General features: G+C 61.4%; 21 protein-coding genes and 2 pseudogenes. 13 read left to right on the forward strand and 10 right to left on the reverse strand.

The window, feature by feature from the left end; genetic code table 11:
• The first annotated feature begins 74 nt into the window (after positions 1-74).
• Positions 75-1349 (forward strand): mechanosensitive ion channel family protein, encoded by a 1275-nt coding sequence (locus AC1TXO_RS19370; protein ID WP_486403224.1) that lies wholly within the window; start codon positions 75-77, stop codon positions 1347-1349.
• Positions 1350-1428: 79 nt separating this feature from the next.
• Here the strand turns inward: AC1TXO_RS19370 and AC1TXO_RS19375 are convergent, their stop codons facing one another.
• The 3 genes from AC1TXO_RS19375 to AC1TXO_RS19385 form a co-directional block, all read right to left on the reverse strand.
• On the reverse strand, positions 1429-1650 hold the full coding sequence (locus AC1TXO_RS19375) for a hypothetical protein (protein WP_486403225.1): 222 nt from the start codon (positions 1648-1650) through the stop codon (positions 1429-1431).
• A gap of 681 nt (positions 1651-2331) precedes the next feature.
• Entirely contained in the window at positions 2332-2601 is a 270-nt protein-coding gene (locus tag AC1TXO_RS19380; protein ID WP_486403226.1) for a contact-dependent growth inhibition system immunity protein, read from the reverse strand.
• A gap of 106 nt (positions 2602-2707) precedes the next feature.
• Complete coding sequence (locus AC1TXO_RS19385) at positions 2708-3532, reverse strand: helix-turn-helix domain-containing protein (RefSeq protein ID WP_486403227.1); 825 nt, start codon at positions 3530-3532, stop codon at positions 2708-2710.
• A gap of 106 nt (positions 3533-3638) precedes the next feature.
• Here AC1TXO_RS19385 and AC1TXO_RS19390 point away from each other — a divergent pair, with 106 nt between their 5' ends.
• Together AC1TXO_RS19390 and AC1TXO_RS19395 are read left to right on the forward strand one after the other, a co-directional pair.
• Positions 3639-3953, forward strand: coding sequence for a DUF2834 domain-containing protein (locus AC1TXO_RS19390; RefSeq protein ID WP_486403228.1), 315 nt, complete (start codon positions 3639-3641; stop codon positions 3951-3953).
• Positions 3950-4366 (forward strand): annotated as a pseudogene (locus tag AC1TXO_RS19395) (MAPEG family protein); the annotation flags it as partial. The gene AC1TXO_RS19390 and the pseudogene AC1TXO_RS19395, both read left to right, overlap by 4 nt.
• Positions 4367-4441: 75 nt before the next feature.
• On the opposite strand, the gene AC1TXO_RS19400 reads toward AC1TXO_RS19395, so the two are convergent.
• From AC1TXO_RS19400 to AC1TXO_RS19410, 3 genes are all read right to left on the reverse strand, one after another.
• Positions 4442-5053 carry a TetR/AcrR family transcriptional regulator gene (locus AC1TXO_RS19400; RefSeq protein WP_486403229.1) on the reverse strand — a complete coding sequence of 204 codons (612 nt, stop codon included), beginning with the start codon at positions 5051-5053 and terminating at the stop codon, positions 4442-4444.
• A gap of 155 nt (positions 5054-5208) precedes the next feature.
• Entirely contained in the window at positions 5209-6417 is a 1209-nt protein-coding gene (locus tag AC1TXO_RS19405) for an MFS transporter (RefSeq protein WP_486403230.1), read from the reverse strand.
• A 152-nt stretch (positions 6418-6569) separates the two neighbouring features.
• Positions 6570-6719 carry a hypothetical protein gene (locus tag AC1TXO_RS19410; RefSeq protein ID WP_486403231.1) on the reverse strand — a complete coding sequence of 50 codons (150 nt, stop codon included), beginning with the start codon at positions 6717-6719 and terminating at the stop codon, positions 6570-6572.
• Positions 6720-6891: 172 nt separating this feature from the next.
• Between AC1TXO_RS19410 and AC1TXO_RS19415 the strand changes: the two genes are divergently transcribed.
• Complete coding sequence (locus AC1TXO_RS19415) at positions 6892-7074, forward strand: hypothetical protein (RefSeq protein WP_486403232.1); 183 nt, start codon at positions 6892-6894, stop codon at positions 7072-7074.
• 298 nt (positions 7075-7372) lie between these two features.
• On the opposite strand, the gene AC1TXO_RS19420 is transcribed toward AC1TXO_RS19415, so the two are convergent.
• The 4 genes from AC1TXO_RS19420 to AC1TXO_RS19435 all read right to left on the reverse strand — a co-directional run bounded on the left by AC1TXO_RS19420 (position 7373) and on the right by AC1TXO_RS19435 (position 9569).
• Positions 7373-7642: a DUF3077 domain-containing protein gene (locus AC1TXO_RS19420; protein ID WP_054894681.1), complete on the reverse strand. Its 270-nt coding sequence runs from the start codon at positions 7640-7642 to the stop codon at positions 7373-7375.
• Positions 7643-7856: 214 nt separating this feature from the next.
• Positions 7857-8099 (reverse strand): hypothetical protein, encoded by a 243-nt coding sequence (locus AC1TXO_RS19425; protein WP_486403233.1) that lies wholly within the window; start codon positions 8097-8099, stop codon positions 7857-7859.
• Positions 8100-8506: 407 nt separating this feature from the next.
• Complete coding sequence (locus AC1TXO_RS19430) at positions 8507-9115, reverse strand: hypothetical protein (protein WP_486403234.1); 609 nt, start codon at positions 9113-9115, stop codon at positions 8507-8509.
• Positions 9116-9215: 100 nt separating this feature from the next.
• Positions 9216-9569 (reverse strand): gamma-glutamylcyclotransferase family protein, encoded by a 354-nt coding sequence (locus AC1TXO_RS19435; RefSeq protein ID WP_486406867.1) that lies wholly within the window; start codon positions 9567-9569, stop codon positions 9216-9218.
• Positions 9570-9817: 248 nt separating this feature from the next.
• Here AC1TXO_RS19435 and AC1TXO_RS19440 point away from each other — a divergent pair, with 248 nt between their 5' ends.
• The 9 genes and pseudogenes from AC1TXO_RS19440 (at position 9818) to AC1TXO_RS19480 (ending at position 17388) form a co-directional block, all read left to right on the forward strand.
• On the forward strand, positions 9818-10462 hold the full coding sequence (locus AC1TXO_RS19440; protein WP_486403235.1) for a hypothetical protein: 645 nt from the start codon (positions 9818-9820) through the stop codon (positions 10460-10462).
• The gene (locus AC1TXO_RS19445) at positions 10459-10938 is read left to right on the forward strand and encodes a surface-adhesin E family protein (RefSeq protein ID WP_486403236.1); all 480 of its coding nucleotides are present in this window, start codon (positions 10459-10461) and stop codon (positions 10936-10938) included. Before AC1TXO_RS19440 ends, AC1TXO_RS19445 begins: the two co-directional genes overlap by 4 nt.
• A gap of 112 nt (positions 10939-11050) precedes the next feature.
• Positions 11051-11164 (forward strand): annotated as a pseudogene (locus tag AC1TXO_RS19450) (GNAT family N-acetyltransferase); the annotation flags it as partial.
• 361 nt (positions 11165-11525) lie between these two features.
• A complete protein-coding gene (locus AC1TXO_RS19455; RefSeq protein WP_486403237.1) occupies positions 11526-11975 on the forward strand; it encodes a cupin domain-containing protein in 450 nt (149 codons plus the stop codon).
• A gap of 164 nt (positions 11976-12139) precedes the next feature.
• Entirely contained in the window at positions 12140-13075 is a 936-nt protein-coding gene (locus tag AC1TXO_RS19460) for an alpha/beta hydrolase (protein ID WP_486403238.1), read from the forward strand.
• Positions 13076-13118: 43 nt separating this feature from the next.
• Positions 13119-14636 (forward strand): GMC family oxidoreductase, encoded by a 1518-nt coding sequence (locus tag AC1TXO_RS19465; protein ID WP_486403239.1) that lies wholly within the window; start codon positions 13119-13121, stop codon positions 14634-14636.
• Positions 14637-14733: 97 nt separating this feature from the next.
• Entirely contained in the window at positions 14734-15645 is a 912-nt protein-coding gene (locus AC1TXO_RS19470; RefSeq protein ID WP_486403240.1) for a LysR substrate-binding domain-containing protein, read from the forward strand.
• 102 nt (positions 15646-15747) lie between these two features.
• The gene (locus AC1TXO_RS19475; RefSeq protein WP_486403241.1) at positions 15748-16614 is read left to right on the forward strand and encodes a pirin family protein; all 867 of its coding nucleotides are present in this window, start codon (positions 15748-15750) and stop codon (positions 16612-16614) included.
• A 156-nt stretch (positions 16615-16770) separates the two neighbouring features.
• Positions 16771-17388 (forward strand): isochorismatase family protein, encoded by a 618-nt coding sequence (locus AC1TXO_RS19480; RefSeq protein ID WP_486403242.1) that lies wholly within the window; start codon positions 16771-16773, stop codon positions 17386-17388.
• The last annotated feature ends 4 nt before the right edge of the window (positions 17389-17392 follow it).

Raw genomic sequence — 17392 nt, forward strand, 5'->3', positions numbered from 1 at the left:
GAATTTCTTTTGGCACCATCCACGCGTTCCGCGCTCTAATGGCGCTCCGTTCGACCCACTGAATGCATCGACACATGGATATCCAACGAATCTGGCACGACGCCCTGGACCTCTGGGGCACCCTCGACCAACACCCGCTGCTGCACGCCTCTCTCGGCGTGGTGGTCCTGCTGCTGGTGTCGCTGCTGGTCGGGCGCCTGGCGCGCTTCCTCCTGCTGCACAGCACCCGCCTGCTGGCCCGCCAGCCACCGCTGCGCTGGCTCGACGACCTGCGCCACAACAAGGTCTTCCACCGCCTGGCGCAGACCACGCCGTCGCTGATCCTGCAGTTCGGCCTGAAGCTGGTGCCGGAGCTGTCGGCCACCGCCCAGCATTTTCTCGGCAACCTGGCCCTGGCCGTCACCCTGCTGTTCCTCACCCGCGCCCTGTCGTGCCTGCTCGACGGCCTGCTGGACATCTACGCCCGCACCGAACACGCGCGCACCCGCTCGATCAAGGGCTATGTGCAACTGGCGAAGATGGTGCTGTGGGTGTTCAGCGCCATCGTCATCGTCGCCACCCTGATCGACCGCTCGCCGCTGTTGCTGCTGTCGGGCCTGGGTGCGATGTCGGCGGTGCTGCTGTTGGTGTACAAGGATACCCTGCTGTCGTTCGTCGCCAGCGTCCAGCTGACCAGCAACGACATGCTCCACGTCGGCGACTGGATCGAAATGCCTCAGGTCGGCGCCGACGGTGATGTGATCGACATCACCCTGCACACGGTCAAGGTGCAGAACTTCGACAAGACCATCGTCTCCATCCCCACCTGGCGCCTGATGAGCGAGTCGTTCCGCAACTACCGCGGCATGCAGCAGTCCGGCGGGCGGCGCATCAAGCGCAGCCTGTTCATCGACGCCACCGGCGTGCGCTTTCTCACCCTCGAGGAAGAACAGCGCCTGGGCGGTGTGCGCCTGCTCGGCGACTACCTGGCGGGCAAACGCAAGGAGCTGCACGACTGGAACGAAGCCCAGGGCCTGGTCGCCGAACTCTCGGCCAACCGCCGCAAGCTGACCAACATCGGCACCTTCCGCGCCTTCGCCCTGGCGTACCTGAAGAACCACCCCGACGTGCACCCGAACATGACCTGCATGGTCCGCCAGATGCAGACCAGCGCCGAGGGCGTGCCGCTGGAGATCTACTGCTTCACCCGCACCACGGTGTGGGCCGAGTACGAGCGGATTCAGGGCGATATTTTCGATTACCTGCTGGCGGTGTTGCCGGAGTTTGGGTTGAGTCTTTATCAGCAGCCTAGCGGTAGTGATATGCGCTCAGGGCTGGCGGCGCGGGTCGAGCGGATGAGCGAGGCCTGAAAAGCGCTCCCCTGTAGGAGCGGGCTTGTCCCGCGAAAGGGCCGCAAAGCGGCCCCCTGCAATCAAAAACCAAGCAGCACTACCCAGGTTCCCCCGCCAATTCAATCACCCTCCCACACTCCTCCGCCGTCAACCGACTGATGATGCGGATCGCCTGATGAATCCCCGCCGTACCTCGAACACCCAATTGCGGATTGTGCTCGCACTCCAGCAACTCATCCTGCTGAGCCAGGGCCTCGCCCAGTAGCTCCAGGGTCCACGCGTAAGATTGGATTGTGGAAAGCCGTTCATGATCAGTCATGAGTCACCTGCTTCGCTTCGCGGGTGAACGGGCTGTAAGGAAGATAGAAACGACGGGCTCGCGTTACCGGAACCGGTAAGCAATGGTGGAGCGCGAATGCGAGGATCCTCGACGGATGTGCAGTGGTCATGCATGAGTTCCTTTCGTTGTGGAACTGCCACCGCTCGCGGCCAAGCAAGTTGAGGTGGCAGCAGTACGCGGGTTGGCCGACCGGGACGAAAGGAGCCCGGCACACCCGAAGGTGTCCCGCGCACCACTGCCATGACTCGACATCACGGGCACAAAAAAAGCGCCTGCGATGACGATTTGGCGCTGATGCGCCTTTCGATTCCGACCGGCCAAGGTCGTATCGCCGATGCTTCGGCGACTGGGGGAATTTAGCTGGGTGTGGGGGATAGTGCAAGTTGGGAGTGGGGAGGGAGAGAGGCGCATCGATACGAAAGTGATTGGATTCAATGGTTAGGCTGCTCCAGAGCGCCCATCACTCCTATCTATCTCCAAGGTACGAACCCATTAGAAGAGCCCTTGCAGAATGATGGCGGATGTTCAAAGGGCTTTGCCACTATGACAGATCTGGTCTCTGGCGCGTTGAGGTATGAAAGCCCCAAACTGGTCAATCTCGAACGACAGCTTTCGACCCAAAGCAGCCCTCCGTAGATAGCTGCTATCGGCCAGAAGCGGTCAGTTGTCGGCTCCGATAACTGCCTCAAGTAGCTGGCCATCGAAGTATTCCGTGTCATCGCGGGGCTCTGTATCCAGCCGCCGCCTGGCCTCGGCCAACATTTGAGGAACTGCGATTCGCTGATTCAGAAAAGTAGCGACCATGAGATCTGAAAGCTCTTTAAAGGGCGTGTCCCAAGCATCTCGACAGCGTTGCAGTAACGTTGTCGACGCCTCTCCTTTCCAAGGGCCGATGATGCTGGTTAGTGTCGTCTGTTGGGACATTGGCATCTGTTCGTGCTGGTTGGGAAAAGGATCTTACCGACAGTTCAAACGCAGTGCGAAGGGCTGCTTCGGGTCGTTAACGGTCATTCGCGAAAGGCTGCTAGCGACCCATTCAATCATGGCCGTAATCTGCATTCCAATCGTTGAAGGCTTGCATCATCCTCTGCCTGGTCGATAAATCGGCTGGAATCAGGTGTTCGATCCGCAGTGATTCAACGGTGATGTCCAAGGGCATGCCGAAAGTCGTGAAGGTTGAGAGGAATCTCAACTCGCCGTCTGCGGTGCACACCCGCGTCAGTAGCAGAGGGCTGGCTGTCGGTGCCGGCAAGGCAAAGCCTGGCGGCGGAAAACGGCTCAGGCGCTCTGCGAGCACGGGATTACTGACGGACTCCCGGGAGGCGCGTTGCCACGCCGCACTTCGGATCTCCTGGGCATTGACTAACCGATCACCCAGGCCGCCGGAGCAGAAGAGTGTTTCCAGGAGGTTGAGGCCAGATGCCCCGTCCTGCGCGACGCCCGCCATCGCCAATAGCAGCCCTGTACTCACGTTGGCGGCAGTGATATCCCAGTTGCTGTCGATAACGATGGCAGGTGCCGGATCGTTCGCATGCAGAATATGGTCAATGGCCGTGCGAACCACATCCAGGGCGGGCGACTCAAGCGGCTTTGCGCTGTAACGGGGCGCGTAGCCAGCAGCAAGAAAAACGTCGTTGCATTGATCCAGCGGTGTATTGAGTGCCGACAATATGGCGTGCAAGGTGCTGGGACTGGCTTTGGCGCGCCCCGTTTCAACGCAGCTGAGGTGGCGCTGGGAAACCCCAGCCATGAGCGCAAGGTCAAGCTGGCTGAGTGCTGCTTGCCGACGCAAGTGACGCACGTGCTGACCCGCCGTCGTCGTCGGTGCAGGTGACTTCTGGTGGAACAACTGGTAATCCATGGTTCTCCTCTACCGTCCTGGCAGTTCACCTCAATGACCTCACAGGTCATTGAGCGTCAACAACCCTACCACTACTGTGCCAGTAAACCCTATCAAGGACTGGACCATGGCACTTCGCTTCATTGCGCTGGTATCGCTGGTGCTCTTTTCGATGTACACCGGCTGGACGATGCAGATTGCAGAACAGTCGCTGATGGCTTTTGGGCTTGAGTTGATTTCACGACCTGACACAGCCCAGTTGGTCATTGACTTGTACCTGATGGCGGGAATGGCCTGCTTCTGGATGGTGACGGATAATCGTGCTCGTGGCGGGGCACCGATCGCCGTGTTTCCTTACCTGCTGTTGACCGCTGTATTCGTTTCTGCCGGGCCGCTGCTGTATATCGTGGTCAATGGCCTTGATCGAGGGCGCCGGCGATAAGAAATGCCTTGATCGTTTATGCAGTCTGTGTGGTTGTGCTGTTTCTCAAGATGTTTTCGATATCCTGTTACCAAGGGTTTTTCCGCTTACGCTACAGAGCATTCACCATCACGGAGGACGCCGCTGGTTTCAATCAAGTCGCTCGTGAAAAGGAGCTTTCAAAAGTGATTCGAGCGAACAGGGCCTGGGTGAACGATCTGGAAAATATCCCGGCATTCTTCGCATTGGGTAGGCTGGCCTTAGCCATGAATGCGCCTGCGTCCGCTATGGTAGGGTTGAGCATCCTGTTCACCATGCCCAGGTTGCTGCATACGTTGGCATACTTGAATGGCATCCAGCCTTGGCGCATTGTTTTCTATGGTATCGGGGTTCTTTCTCTACTCGGGTTTTGCGTGATGATCAGTTCCGGTGGGGCGGCGGTTCGGCGCCCCGACTTGCCCCGCGAAAGGGCCGCAAAGCGGCCCCCTGCAATCAAAAACCAAGCAGCACTAGCCAGCTTCCCCTGTAGAGTCTGCAGGCCGTTTTAACACCCCGCGCAACAGTAGGTCGAACGCCTGGCTTGCCTGCGCCAGCCGCGTGTCGCCGTTCTCGACTTCCGCGATCCATACCGTCGCCTCCGCCAAACTGCCGTAGATCAATGCGGCCAGCGCTTCAGCCTGCGCCTGTACAAACACACCCTGCAGAACAAGGTTCTCGATCAACTGGCGCATCGACTCTATGCAATGCCGCTGGGCCTCAGGCGAGCCGCCGCCCAGCACCGCTCTGGCATCGCGCAGCACGATGCGCTGAATCTCGGGCTCCAGCGCCATTTCCAGATAGGCGCGGCAACGTTGGCGAAAACCGTCCCAGGCGTTCTCGGCGGTGTCGGTGATAGCACGCAGGCGATCGTCCATTTCGGCGTCGAGTTGCTCGACAACCGCCGCCAGCAACCCCTTCTTGTCGCCAAAGTGGTGGTACAGCGCCCCCCGGGTCAAGCCCGCCCGGGCGGTCAAATCGTCCATCGAAGTGTGCGCATACCCTGACTCGCTGAACATCTGGCGGGCAGTGACCAGTAACAGAGCCCGGGTTTTTTGCATTTCGGCGCGGGTGCGACGGACCATCAAGCTATTCCTTGTCTTCAACGGCATGGGATGGGCAAAGCGTGTTCATGCCTTGCGCTCATTGTCTTGGGCGCGAGGCGCACTGACAAGCCTGCCGCCTCGTCGTGCGCCAGGCAAACCCCAGTCCACATGGCCCGTCGCCAGTCCGAAGCCGATCAAAGCGAATACGACGCCTGCTGGGCCCGGGCGCGCAGGCGCTGGTAGCCCCAGAGCGCGACCAGCAACACTGCGGCCCCAGCGGCCAAGGCCACGTTGAATCCGGCCTTGGCGCCCCATGCATCAACCACCAGCCCCGATGTCGCTGCACCGCCGGCCACGCCGATGTTGAGGCCGGCGAGCAACCAGGTCATGCCTTCGGTCAGCTTACTTTCGGGCACGATGCGCTCTACCAGCGACATGGCCACGATCATTGTCGGGGCAAAGGACAAGCCTGCGACCAGTACGGCGCCGGCCAACCCGACAATGTTTCCCGCCAGCAGCAGCGGCAAGGTCGTCGTCGCGGTCGCCAGCCCGCCCAGCAGGAGCAGCTTGTGTTGCGGGGTATCGAGTTTGAGCGCACCGAACATCAGCCCGGCGACACAGGAACCGATGGCATAGCAGGACAGCACCACACTTGCCGCGACCGGCATGCCCTGCTGCTCGGCGAATGCCACACTGACGATGTCGACGGTACCAACGATCACGCCCATGGCGACCATCAGCAAGGTGAGTAGTTGAACGTCGGGCAGCCGGATCACCGAATTGCTGCCTTGCCCCGTGACGGCTTCGACCTCCACCGGCGGCTCGGTGCCGACCTGCACCACCAAGGCGAACACGCCGATGGCCAGGAGCACGGCGGCAGCCAGCGGCCCTGCCTGTGGCAGTACCGCCACGCTCAGGCCCACCGAAATCGGCGGACCGGCAATGAAGGTGACTTCATCGAGAACGGTTTCCAGCGCATAAGCGCTCTGCAGTTGCGCCTTGCCGCGGTAGATCGCGGTCCAGCGTGCGCGCACCATCGCCGACATGCTGGGCATACAGCCGGCAAGTGCTGCGCCGACGAACAGCGTCCACTCCGCCAGTTGCCAATAGCCGCAAGCCAGCAGCATGAGGGTTCCCAGCACGCTAAGCCCAGCGGCGGCTGGTAATACTCGACGCTGGCCATGGCGGTCGACCAGGCGCGAAATCTGCGGCGACATCAGCGCGTAGGTCAGCACAAAAATGGCTGCCACCGCACCGGCCAAGCCATAACTGCCGGTGATCTGCGACAGCATGGTAATGATCCCGATCCCGGTCATCGGCAACGGTAGCCGGGCCAACAGGCCAGCCAGGGCAAAACCCTTGACAGCCCTGGCTTGAAACAACTCGCGGTAGGTGCCGAACATTCTCGAATCTCCTTATCCAAAGGCCCTTGCGCGATCATGGCCAGGGCAAGATTACATACACTCCGTATGATTAGAACCTTATTATCATACGCTCTGAATGTAAATCTCCATGGGCGGACCAGACCCCTGTGGCTCGGCTCCCTTCTTCCTGTTCACGCGGAGCATCGCCCATCTTCCAGGGCGTGATCTCCCTGGACTCCTGGTGGCGAGTCAGCGGGTACAGGGTGCGGCGCAGGAGGTTTTCTTTCGGCATCACACGCATCGCCATGCACATGCACCACTTCGTAGTTCCATGTGGGCACCTGGGGTGCGTCTCGTGCTTGGACGCATAGCTGTTTGGCGACAAGTAGGCGTTCGCGCTTCCCTACGCGGAAACTTTCTTATCTGCCCAGGTCAACTGACATTTTTGCCAGTTGTTATCCAAAGGCTCTATCAATAAGTTCATAGAGCAGTCAATTTTTCAGGAGATAACCGATGACCATCACGATTACTTCAGTTAAAGATGCCAACCAGAAAACCGTGGACGCGGGGGCGTCATCCTCGGACCTCAAATTCCCGCTTACTGTGGAAGGCAAAGCCTCAAAGCACCACGCCATTGTCGTTTTGGTAAACGACCAGTTTCTGACCACTACTGTCTCTGTTGAGAACGGCGCCTGATCGAAACAAATTGGCGCGGGGGACGTAAAGAAAGGAGCATCCGTCACTATTTCTGCTGCCGAAGCAGATATTCGCAATACCTCAGCGAGATTCGCTCTTGGCAATTAGCCCACGCACGCCGCTCACAGGCCCTGGCAAATTCCCCCGCATCCTGTTCCGGCCTCTGTAGGAGCGGGCTTGCCCCGCGATCACCGGCATAGCCGGTGCCATCCACCGCGGTGCCTTTCTCGCGGGCAAGTCGCGACGCCGAACCGCCACTCCCACAACCCACTCAACTCGAGGTCCGGTACAACCGTCTTTACCGGCGCATCCCCAGCTCCGCATCGTCCATCAATGCCTTGGCCAGTGCACTCAGGTAATACGAAGCCCAGACCAGTTGCGGGTTCTCATCCATCACCCCGCTCAAGGTCATGTCGCGCACATACCCCATCAACTCCGAAGCCTGCTCACGCGCACGCTCGCACGGGATGCCGGGCTCTATGCAGAACAGCGGCTGGGTCAGGCCCTTGCCTTGGTAGAACCGTGTTTTACCGACGGTGGTGTTCGGTGTGGTGTCGCTTGTATCCATCCCTCAATCTCCCTGAAAACCTGATGCTCGCTGAAGAACTTGTTGTGGACTTGCCCGCGAAGAACACAACGCGGTGGGTGGCACCGGCTTCGCCGGTGTTCGCGGGCAAGCCCGCTCCTACAACAGGTCACATCACCACCCCTGCAGCCCGCGCTGGGCTTAGTAGGAGCGGGCTTGCCCGCGAAGAGGCCAGCCCCGCCACATCCCATTCAACTCAGTGAGCCGTCTGCGACTCTGCCGGCATCTGAATCTGTATCAAAGCCGACTCCAGCAAAATCCTCAGCGCTTCCATTTCATGGATGGCAGCCATTACCAGGAGCGAGACGGGGGACTTGGGTTGGAGGAGAAACGCTTGATGAGCCACGGTTTGCGCGCAGAGTGCGTACTCGGTGGCCTGGATGATGGTGTCTTCGAGGGAGTGATTATTGTGGGGTGGATCGGGAACAACTTTCAGCATGACTACGTCCTTTGAGAAAGGCGGTCACCTGCCTGCTGTCAAACAGAAGGGTGGCAGCTGTACGTGGGTTGACAGACCGGCGGACATAGCAAGTTCCGGCGCACGCAAGCGTGCCCGCACGTACAGCCGCCATAAAAGGAAGCTGCAAGCCATGTACCATCACAGCCTGTCAAAGCTGTGTCGTTGATGTACAACGACGCGCCGAGACTAGAGCGCTGCCCAATCAGCCGCAACGGAAAAAAGGCGGTAGGAGTATCTTTGGAAAATGGACTACACGAAAGGCGCATTTTCTGATTTTTGAACGATCGAGCATGCGTTTGAAAAGGGACGATGTGGATCACTGCGACCGTATAAAGCCCCTCCTGCAAGCAAACCGAATGATGCCTTTAATTCAAGCGGCTGTTCCTTCACCCTTGCTGATCAACAACCCGCTTGAACGCCTGGTTGATCGAATCGCCTGAAATGGCGCGATCAACGGTGAAGTCCAACGTGTCTGAAACAGCGATGAACGGCCTCAATTGTTCGGGGAAGTCCTCGATACCCGCGTGTACGGTTGGCATCAAATACCGAAAGTAATCCCCAATTACCGGCCTGCCCTCATAGCCGACCGGACAATCTTCGCTGGAAGCATACTCTTCCAACGCATGATAAATATAAAACCCTTTTATGGATGGCACTGAATACTCGGTAAGCGCTTGATCGAACCTTGATCTTTCTGCAACGACCGACTCCATTTCCGCGCGCGAGGGGGTACTGACGTGCCTGCGGAAGTTATAGATATCCAACAGCGTCTGGCCGTTCTTGTTATCTGGGTAGTCTTCAACTTCACTCGACTCTTCCCACATGAACTCGTTTAGCCGATCGAGCTTCGCCTCGAGCTCGGGAATGGCCAGCAACGCCGACGGCAAAGGGCCGAAACAATTGTTGACCATCACCGCTATGCGTCCATGCCTGTCCATGGCGAACCACGTGACGATTTCCCCAAAGCTCGGCTGCCAGTCCTTATCCAACGACATCACTTCGTCTCCGGTAGAACCTGACCCGCGTCACCTGACACACGGGGCTGACCGCCAAATACTGGCTCTTCGAATCCCTGAAGATTCTGCCCCTGTCACCTCAAGCTTTGACGTAAACCCATGCAGTCAACCCAGAAACGAGTCCCACCGCGACACGCTTGTAATCGGAAACCTCATAGGCATCAGCCGCGGCCAGTTCCTGCGACGTGATCTGGAAAACCATACCTGGAACAGTGTCATCAGGGTTTTCACTGGGGCTGACAATAGGGTGATGTGTCTTGCCACTCGTGGCCAGCACTTCGGGGTCGGTAATTTCAACATAGGAAAGCCGATAGCCAGTCATCTGATCGTCGCGACCGACCAATGTTCGACCAAAATTCTTCAACTGAACGGCATCGTCCTGCAACGTACCGTAAGAGAACAACAGTATTTCGAAGCCTTGGTGTTGAGTCATGATTTCCCCGGGAACGATCATCATGGCGTAAGCCATAAGCGCTATTACATTTCCGGGGCGAGGATAGCACCCTCCAAAGTCAATTAAAATTCAATCCATTGGCTTTATCTCATAACAGCAACACTGCTCTGGCCCTGAGCTTGAGTTGCACGCAACCTGCCTTGAACACTTTTTCATCTCTTTCAATTTGTACCACCGTCCTGACGCCATTAAGATCGCGTCTTTCCCCCACCAGGAATCTTCCAGCAATGGACATGCGTCGCCTTTTATCCCTCCCCTGCAGCAAAGCACTACTCCCCCTTTTCATCGGCCTGTGCTCCGGCAATGCACTGGCCGGCGGCCTCAGCGAAAGCCTGGCTTCGTGTGAGCCGTCATTCTTCAAGCAGCTCTACGCCCAACGCGCCGACCTGGGCAAGACCGTCAAGCTGGCCACCGACCAGCGCGGCCTGGCCTGGCTACCGGTGTCGGACCGCCGCGATTTCGACACCGCGTTCCAGCACTTCAGCCCCGCTGTCGACGATCAGGGCCTGCGCCTGACCAGCTACTACGACCGGGTCATGGACCTCGGCGAGCAAGGCACTTACTACTTCTGGGGCTTCGAAATCGATGCCAGCCGCGAGCAGGTCATGGCCAAGTTGCCGAATGCGCAATGGCAGGAGGCCGGCGAGTACTTCATTTCCAGGCCGAAGATCAAAGCGGATGCCAGTTCCGCCTGGCAGGACAACCCTGCAGCGGCCTCGGGCATTGCTCCGGCAGCGGGTTCTGCGGAAAAGCTCCTGATGCTCAGCGTCGAGGACGGCAAGACCCGCCTGCTCTGCTCGTTGCAGGGCAGCGTCGATGAGCGCCTGTTGCAGCAGGAGCGTCCGGACATTGCGCAAGGGGCCACACGATGAAACGCCTGTCGTACCTGGCCGCGGTATTGCTGCTGGGCGGCTGCGCCCACGGCACGGCGCCGCACAAGGCTGTGGCCGAAGCGCCAGTCACCCCACCTCCCGGCATGTTCAAACTGCTGGAGGACGCCGAACTGGCAACCTACTTCGACGCCCGTTCCGTCGCGCTGTATCAGGGCAATCCGCAGTTGCGTCAGTTCTACCTGATCAACAATTACCTCGGACCCACCGCCACCGGCGATAAGCCTTCAGAGATCCGTAGTTCGCGGGTGGTCCGGGTGATCAATTGCGAGCAGGACCAGACGGCGCAGTTCGGCCGGGTGTATTTCTCCCAGCCCTTTGCCCAGGGACAGGAAGTGGCGCGCAAGGACGATATTGCGCAGTGGAAGCCGTTGCAGCGGCAGTCGCTGATCGGCAACCTGCGCGATTCGGTGTGCAAGATCGATGCGACGCATCTGCGAGCGGGCAAGGCGCAATAGCGCGTCGTCCAACGACAATGAGGCCCTAGGCGTCCGGATAGGCACATTGCGATGGGCCAAGCTGTGACGCTTCCGGATCAGGGCCTCAGCATGGAGTGTCACGTTCGCCCCGGGCGAAAAAATTGTCGGCACTGCCGACCTCGACGCTGACGTGGTCAGAAGTGTTTTCGTTGACCCTGCTCACTCAAAGAGCGGAATAGGCCGGCATCTGATGGATGCCGTTCACGCAGCGCCCAACCTTACATAGGTGGGTAAGGTTACTGCGGCAACGACGTGTCTGAACGAAACATTCAGCCTCGCGCGATAACACTTGCCCATGACAATCTATTCCATGAACAAACACGAATACGATTAAAAAATCTTCATCCGCGATTTTTTAAATTATCGTAGAGTTTGCCGGCCTCAAAACAACGCTTTATTGCAATAATCTTCAAGACCTTGGCGCGCGAAAAAGTAAATCAAGTATTTCGAAAGCATTTAAAAGTCAAACTCAAAATACCAATTTACTTAAAGCACACCGGGTTCATGAAAGCCCATTACAATAAAGATCCGAAAGCTCGCCAACAAGCCTCATTTGGAGAAGCGTCATGGTGCGCCGTAACGTCAAGCGGATGTGTTTCAACGCCCTATTGATAGTGCCTTTTCTGGGTATCCACCTGTACAGCGTCGGCGCTTCAGCTGCTGAGCCGGGAATCGAAGTTACACCGCTGTTGAAGACCACCCACTCCTGGGATGGCACTCAGTACAAACAGTATCCGACGACTCAGCCTGAAGTCACGATATTGCGCTACAAGATCCCTGCGCACAGCATACTGCCTTGGCACTCTCATCCCGTGATCAACGCAGCTTATGTGGTGTCGGGCCATCTGAAGGTGGTGCGCAAGAGCGACATGAAGTCCATGATGATTGGTCCTGGCGATGTGTTGCCCGAGACGGTCGATGCACCGCATCGCGGTGAAGCGCAGGATGAGCCGGTGGAGTTGATCGTCTTCTACGCAGGCACGCCCGACGTGCCGTTGGTTATAAAAGACAAGTAATCGCCGCTGACAACGACGCCTTTGCGATATGCACAGGCGTCTCAAGCGGTAGCGCCACCCCATCGTCCAACCCATTGAACACTGGATCCAGCTTCCCCCGTCTTCTCCCCACTCCCCCGACCTCCTAGATTGGCCCCACCCCGGACGCCAACAGGAGCTCGATCATGCAACCCCGTAAACAGGTCGCCTTTGAACGCTTCCCACTGACTCCCGAAGAACGCCATCGCGAGCAATCCCTGCGCGAGCGCTTCGCACACTTCTGGGCCACGGCCACTGGCCCCCAGCGCGAAACCTACGACCGTTTCATCGGCGCCACCCCACTGGCCGAAGGCGTGCACTTCGAGGCGCTGCAAGCGGACACCGTCGCCGGCTGGTGGGCACGCCCTGTCGATACCACGCCGGGGCAGGTCATCCTCTACATCCACGGCGGCGGCTATGTGCAGGGGTCGGCCCGGGGCTATCGGCACTTCGCCAGCCAGTTGGCCAGCCGCACCCAGGCGCCAGTGCTGGTCATCGACTACCCGCTGGCACCCGAGGCCCAGATGCAGCAGGCCGCCGATGCGGTGCTGGCAGCCTGGCACTGGCTGCTCGATCAGGGTCATTCGCGCATCGCGGTGGTCGGTGATTCGGCCGGTGGTGGCCTGACCCTGGCCCTGCTGGCACGTCTGGCGGCCAAGGCGCAGCAGCCGCAACCGGTGGCCGGGGTTGCCTTCTCGCCCTGGGCCGACCTGTCGTTCAGTGGCCCGTCGATGACCGCTGCCGACATCGTCGATCCGCTGATCGGCCATGCCTACCTGCAGCAATGCGCCCGCCAGTACCTGGGCGATGTCGATCCGCGCGATCCGCTCGCCTCGCCCCTATTCGCCGATCTGAACGGCCTGCCGCCGCTGCTGCTGCAGGTCGGCAGCGACGAGCGCCTGCTCGATGACGCCCGCCAGTTCGCCGAGCGCGCGCAGCAGGCGGGTGTCGATGCCCGCCTTGAACTGTGGGAAGGGCTGCATCACGTGTTCCAGCTCGATGTCGCGCACCTGGCCAGCAGCCGCCAGGCGCTGGACCGCGCCGGAGCGTTTCTGCACCAGGCGCTGCACGGCGCCGCCTGATTCCCCTTGAACGCACAAGACCCATAATCAGAGGAGCACCATCATGACCGTTCAACCCTCGCACTTCGACGTGATCATCGTCGGCGGCGGCTCTGCCGGCGCGGTACTGGCCAACCGTCTCAGCGCCGACCCGGCGCGTCGGGTGCTGCTGCTGGAGGCAGGCCCCGCCTATCACGCCGATCAGTTCCCCGACGTGCTGGCCAACGCCGACCGGGTCGGTGGCGATCCGCGCCATGACTGGGGCTACCGCACCCAGGACCGCGACGGCCTGGGCCATGACGTCAATGCCCTGCGCGGCAAGGTGCTGGGCGGTTGTTCGGCGGTCAACGCGGCGGTGGCCATGCGTGCCCGCGCCGCCGACTTCGCCCGCTGGACGGCCCGGGGTCTCGAGGGCTGGTCGTTCGATGAGGTGCTGCCGGTGTTCAAGGCGCTGGAGAACACCCCCAGCGGCGACGACGCCTGGCATGGTCGCAGCGGGCCGTTCCCGGTGCGCCAGCGCACCATGGAGGAAAACACCCCGTCGATGCGCGCCTTCGTCCAGGCCGCCAATGCCCTTGGTCTGCCACGGGTCAGCGACTTCAACGGCGCGCAACAGCATGGTGTGTCGCCCTACCCGCTCAATGTGGTGGACGGCAAGCGCATCAACACCGCCATGGCCTACCTGACCGACGAGGTGCGCGCCCGTCCCAACCTGACCATCCGTGGTGAAAGCGAGGTGGACCGGGTGCTGATCGAAAGCGGACGCGCCACCGGCGTGGTGCTGCTCGACGGCAGCAGCGTGCAGGCCAGCCTGGTGATTCTCAGCGCCGGGGCCTTCAACAGCCCGGCGATCCTGATGCGCTCGGGCGTAGGCCCGGCCGAGCACCTGCAGGCACTGGGCATTCCGCTGCTGGTCGATGCACCGGTGGGCGAGCGCCTCAAGGAGCACCCGTTCTACTACAACGTCTACGCCCTGACACCCGAGGCGCGGGCCATGACCCCAGCCGCCGGGGCGATCATCTGGACCCGCTCCAGCGAAGCAGCCGACGACGAGCTGGACCTGCACGTCTCCGCCACTCACCTGTTCGACCCGGCGCTGAGCCCGACCGGCGGCGCCATCGTGCTCGCCTGCGCCGTCACCCTGCCCAATTCGCTCGGCAGCGTGCGCCTGGCCAGCCGCGATCCACGGGTCGCGCCGATCATCCATTACAATTTCTTCCACGACCCCAGCGACCTGCGCCGGCTGATGGAGGCGGTGAAGCTTTCGCGCCGCCTGGGCCGCACCGCGCCGTTCAGCGCCAGCGTGGCCTTCGAGATCGCGCCGGGCGAAGCGATCGGCCTGGAGGACGAGGAACAACTGCGCCGCACGGTGATCGAGCAGGTCGATGGCTACGCGCACCCGACCTCGACCGCGCCCATGGGCCGCGCCGACGACCCTCATGCCGTGGTTGACGAACGCGGCGCGGTGCATGGCCTGCAGGGCCTGCATGTGATCGATGCGTCGATCATGCCGGACATCCCGTCTGTGGCCACCAACCTCACCACCATCATGCTCGCCGAGGCCATCGCCCCGCGCCTGTGATGCGTGCCAGGGCCGCGGCGCCAGATGCTCTCTGGACGCCTTGCGCCGCGCTCTGCACAATCGGACCTCACCTACAACAACGAACAATGGGTGTCGCGTGCTGGACCTAAACGACTTCTACTTCTTCGTTCACGTGGTCGACCAGGGCGGTTTCACTGCGGCAGGTCGGACCTTGCAGATTCCCAAGTCCACCCTCAGCCATCGCATCCAGCACCTGGAGAACGACCTGGGCGTGCGCCTGCTCAACCGCACTTCGCGGCGCTTCGGCATGACCGAGGCCGGCAAGGACTTCTACCGCCATGCGCAGTCCATGCTCAAGGAAGCGGAGCTGGCCGAGGCAGTGATTCGCGCCCGCCTCAGCGAACCCTGCGGCGTGGTGCGCTGCACTGCCGGCACGGCAACGATGCAATGCGCGCTGTCCGACATCATCGCCGACTTCCTCATCGCCTACCCCAAGGTGGATGTGGTGGCGCATTCGGCGGATCGGGCGGTGGACATCGTCGGCGAACGCTATGACGTGGCGATCCGCGCCCACTCCGGCCCCCTGCCCGACTCGGACCTGATCCAGCGCACCCTGGCGCCGGCGCCATGGTTCCTGTTCGCGGGCACCGAGTACTTGGCCCGCCACGGTGCACCGCGCACGCCTGCCGAACTGCAACAGCATCCGGCGCTGTTCATGCTGCGCGCCGGCGTGGCGCCGATCTGGCGCCTGCGCCATGCCGAACAGGACCGCGACGAAGTGATCGTGCCCCTGGCTCCGCGCCTGCAGTCGGACGACATGCTCGGCCTGCAGCAGGCGGCGATCCGCGGCCTGGGCATCGTCGCCCTGCCCGGCTACGTGTGCCGCAGCGCCGTACGCTCTGGTGCGCTGCAGCGGATCCTGCCGGAGTGGATCGCCGGGGATGCCAGCATCACTGCGCTGATCCCCAGCCGCCAGGGCCTGCTGCCCTCGGTGCGGGCCTTCCTCGATCACCTGGCCACGGAGTTTCCCAAGGCGGTGCTGATGTAGATCGTCCAGCGCCTTGGACGTAGAGTCCCGGCGCCAGCGGCTTCTCAGCCCCGGGCGGGCTCCCTAGATTGAACCTGTCGGATCAATCGAGAGGAACCCGCCATGAACCACCCGATAAAACCCTTGCACACACCACGCTTCAGCGAGGTCGTCGACGGCCAGCCGCATGAGATCGGCAGCGGCTTCAGCGCCCGACACTTCTCCGAGGAGATGTTCGGCACCCGCATGGACCCGCTGCTGATGGTCGATCATTTCGTGATGACCGCGCCGACCTTCGCCCCGCACCTGCACGCCGGCATGTCGGCGGTCACGGTGATGTTCGAGGACGCCCAGGGCGACTTCATCAACCGCGACAGCCTCGGCAACACCGTTGCCCTGCGCGCCGGCGACACTTACTGGTTGGCGGCCGCCAACGGCGCGGTACACGAGGAGCGGCCAGCCGAAGGCGCCCGGGTGCATGCCCTGCAACTGTTCGTCAACCTGCCGGCACGGCTCAAGCACGAACCTGCGCGCACCCTGCACGTACCGCGCAACACGGTGCCGATGCTGGCGGGCGACAAGCACCGGGTGCGGGTCGTGCTCGGCCACAGCGGCACGGTCAGCGGTGCCCAGGGCACACCGGAGCCGATCACCCTGCTCGACGGCCACCTGCAGCCGGGCGGTCGCTTCGAACACCTGCTGCCCACCGGCCATCAAGCCTGGGTCTATGCGGTCGATGGCAACCTGCAGATCGCCTGCGCCGGTGAACACCAGGCCCTGGCCCCGGGCCAGGCCATCACCCTGGGCGCTGGCGCCAGCGCAGGCATCGTCGTGCACGCCGAACACGCGGCGCACTTCGTGCTGATCGCCGCCAGGCCGATCAGCGAGGCCTTCGTCAAGTACGGGCCGCTGGTGATGAGTACCGAAGCCGAAGTGCGCAGCACCCTGGAAAGCCATGCCCGCGGGGAGTTCGGCCGGGTTCCGGCCTGAGCCTGCAACAGCGCCGGACGGTCCACGATCATCGTCCGGCTGCTTGGACGCTACGTCGCCAGATGAGGGACTTCTGCCCATCCGCATCCGCCCGTAACGTTTAACCCGTCATCCCGACACGCAAGCCCGACCTTACCCAATCGAAGGAATGCAGCCATGACCACTCGCACCTATGAACCACTGACCGCCGACAACGCCGCCCTGGTACTGGTAGACCATCAGGTGGGCCTGATGTCTGGTGTTCGTGATTACTCGACCGGCGAACTGAAGCACAATGTCGTTGCCCTGGCCAAGGCGGCCAAGGCCCTGGGCCTGCCGATCGTGGTGACCACCACCGCCGCCGACAGCATGTGGGGCCCGGCCTTCCCCGAGCTGACTGCGGCCTTGCCGGGCGTACAGATCATCGACCGTTCCTCGGTCAACGCCTATGACGACGAACGCGTGGCGGCTGCCATCGAAGCCACCGGGCGCAGCAAGCTGATCTTCGCCGGCATCTCGTTGGAAGTGTGCGCGGCCTTCCCGGCCATGACCGCCGTTTCACGCGGCCTGGACGCCTACGTGGCGGTGGACGCCTCCGGCACCTTCAGCCAGACCAAGCGCGAAGTCGGGCTGCTGCGCATGCTGCAGGCCGGCGTGGTGCTGTCGGACTACGCCAGCCTGATGGTGGAGATCCTCAAGGACAACGGCCGTGCCGAAGCCGGCCCGGTGTACGGTGCCTTGGACATGCCATGGGCCACCCTGGTCGGCCAGATGGCCAGCGCCTACGCGCGCTGAAGCA

The organism is Pseudomonas sp. FA117, from assembly GCF_057370475.1.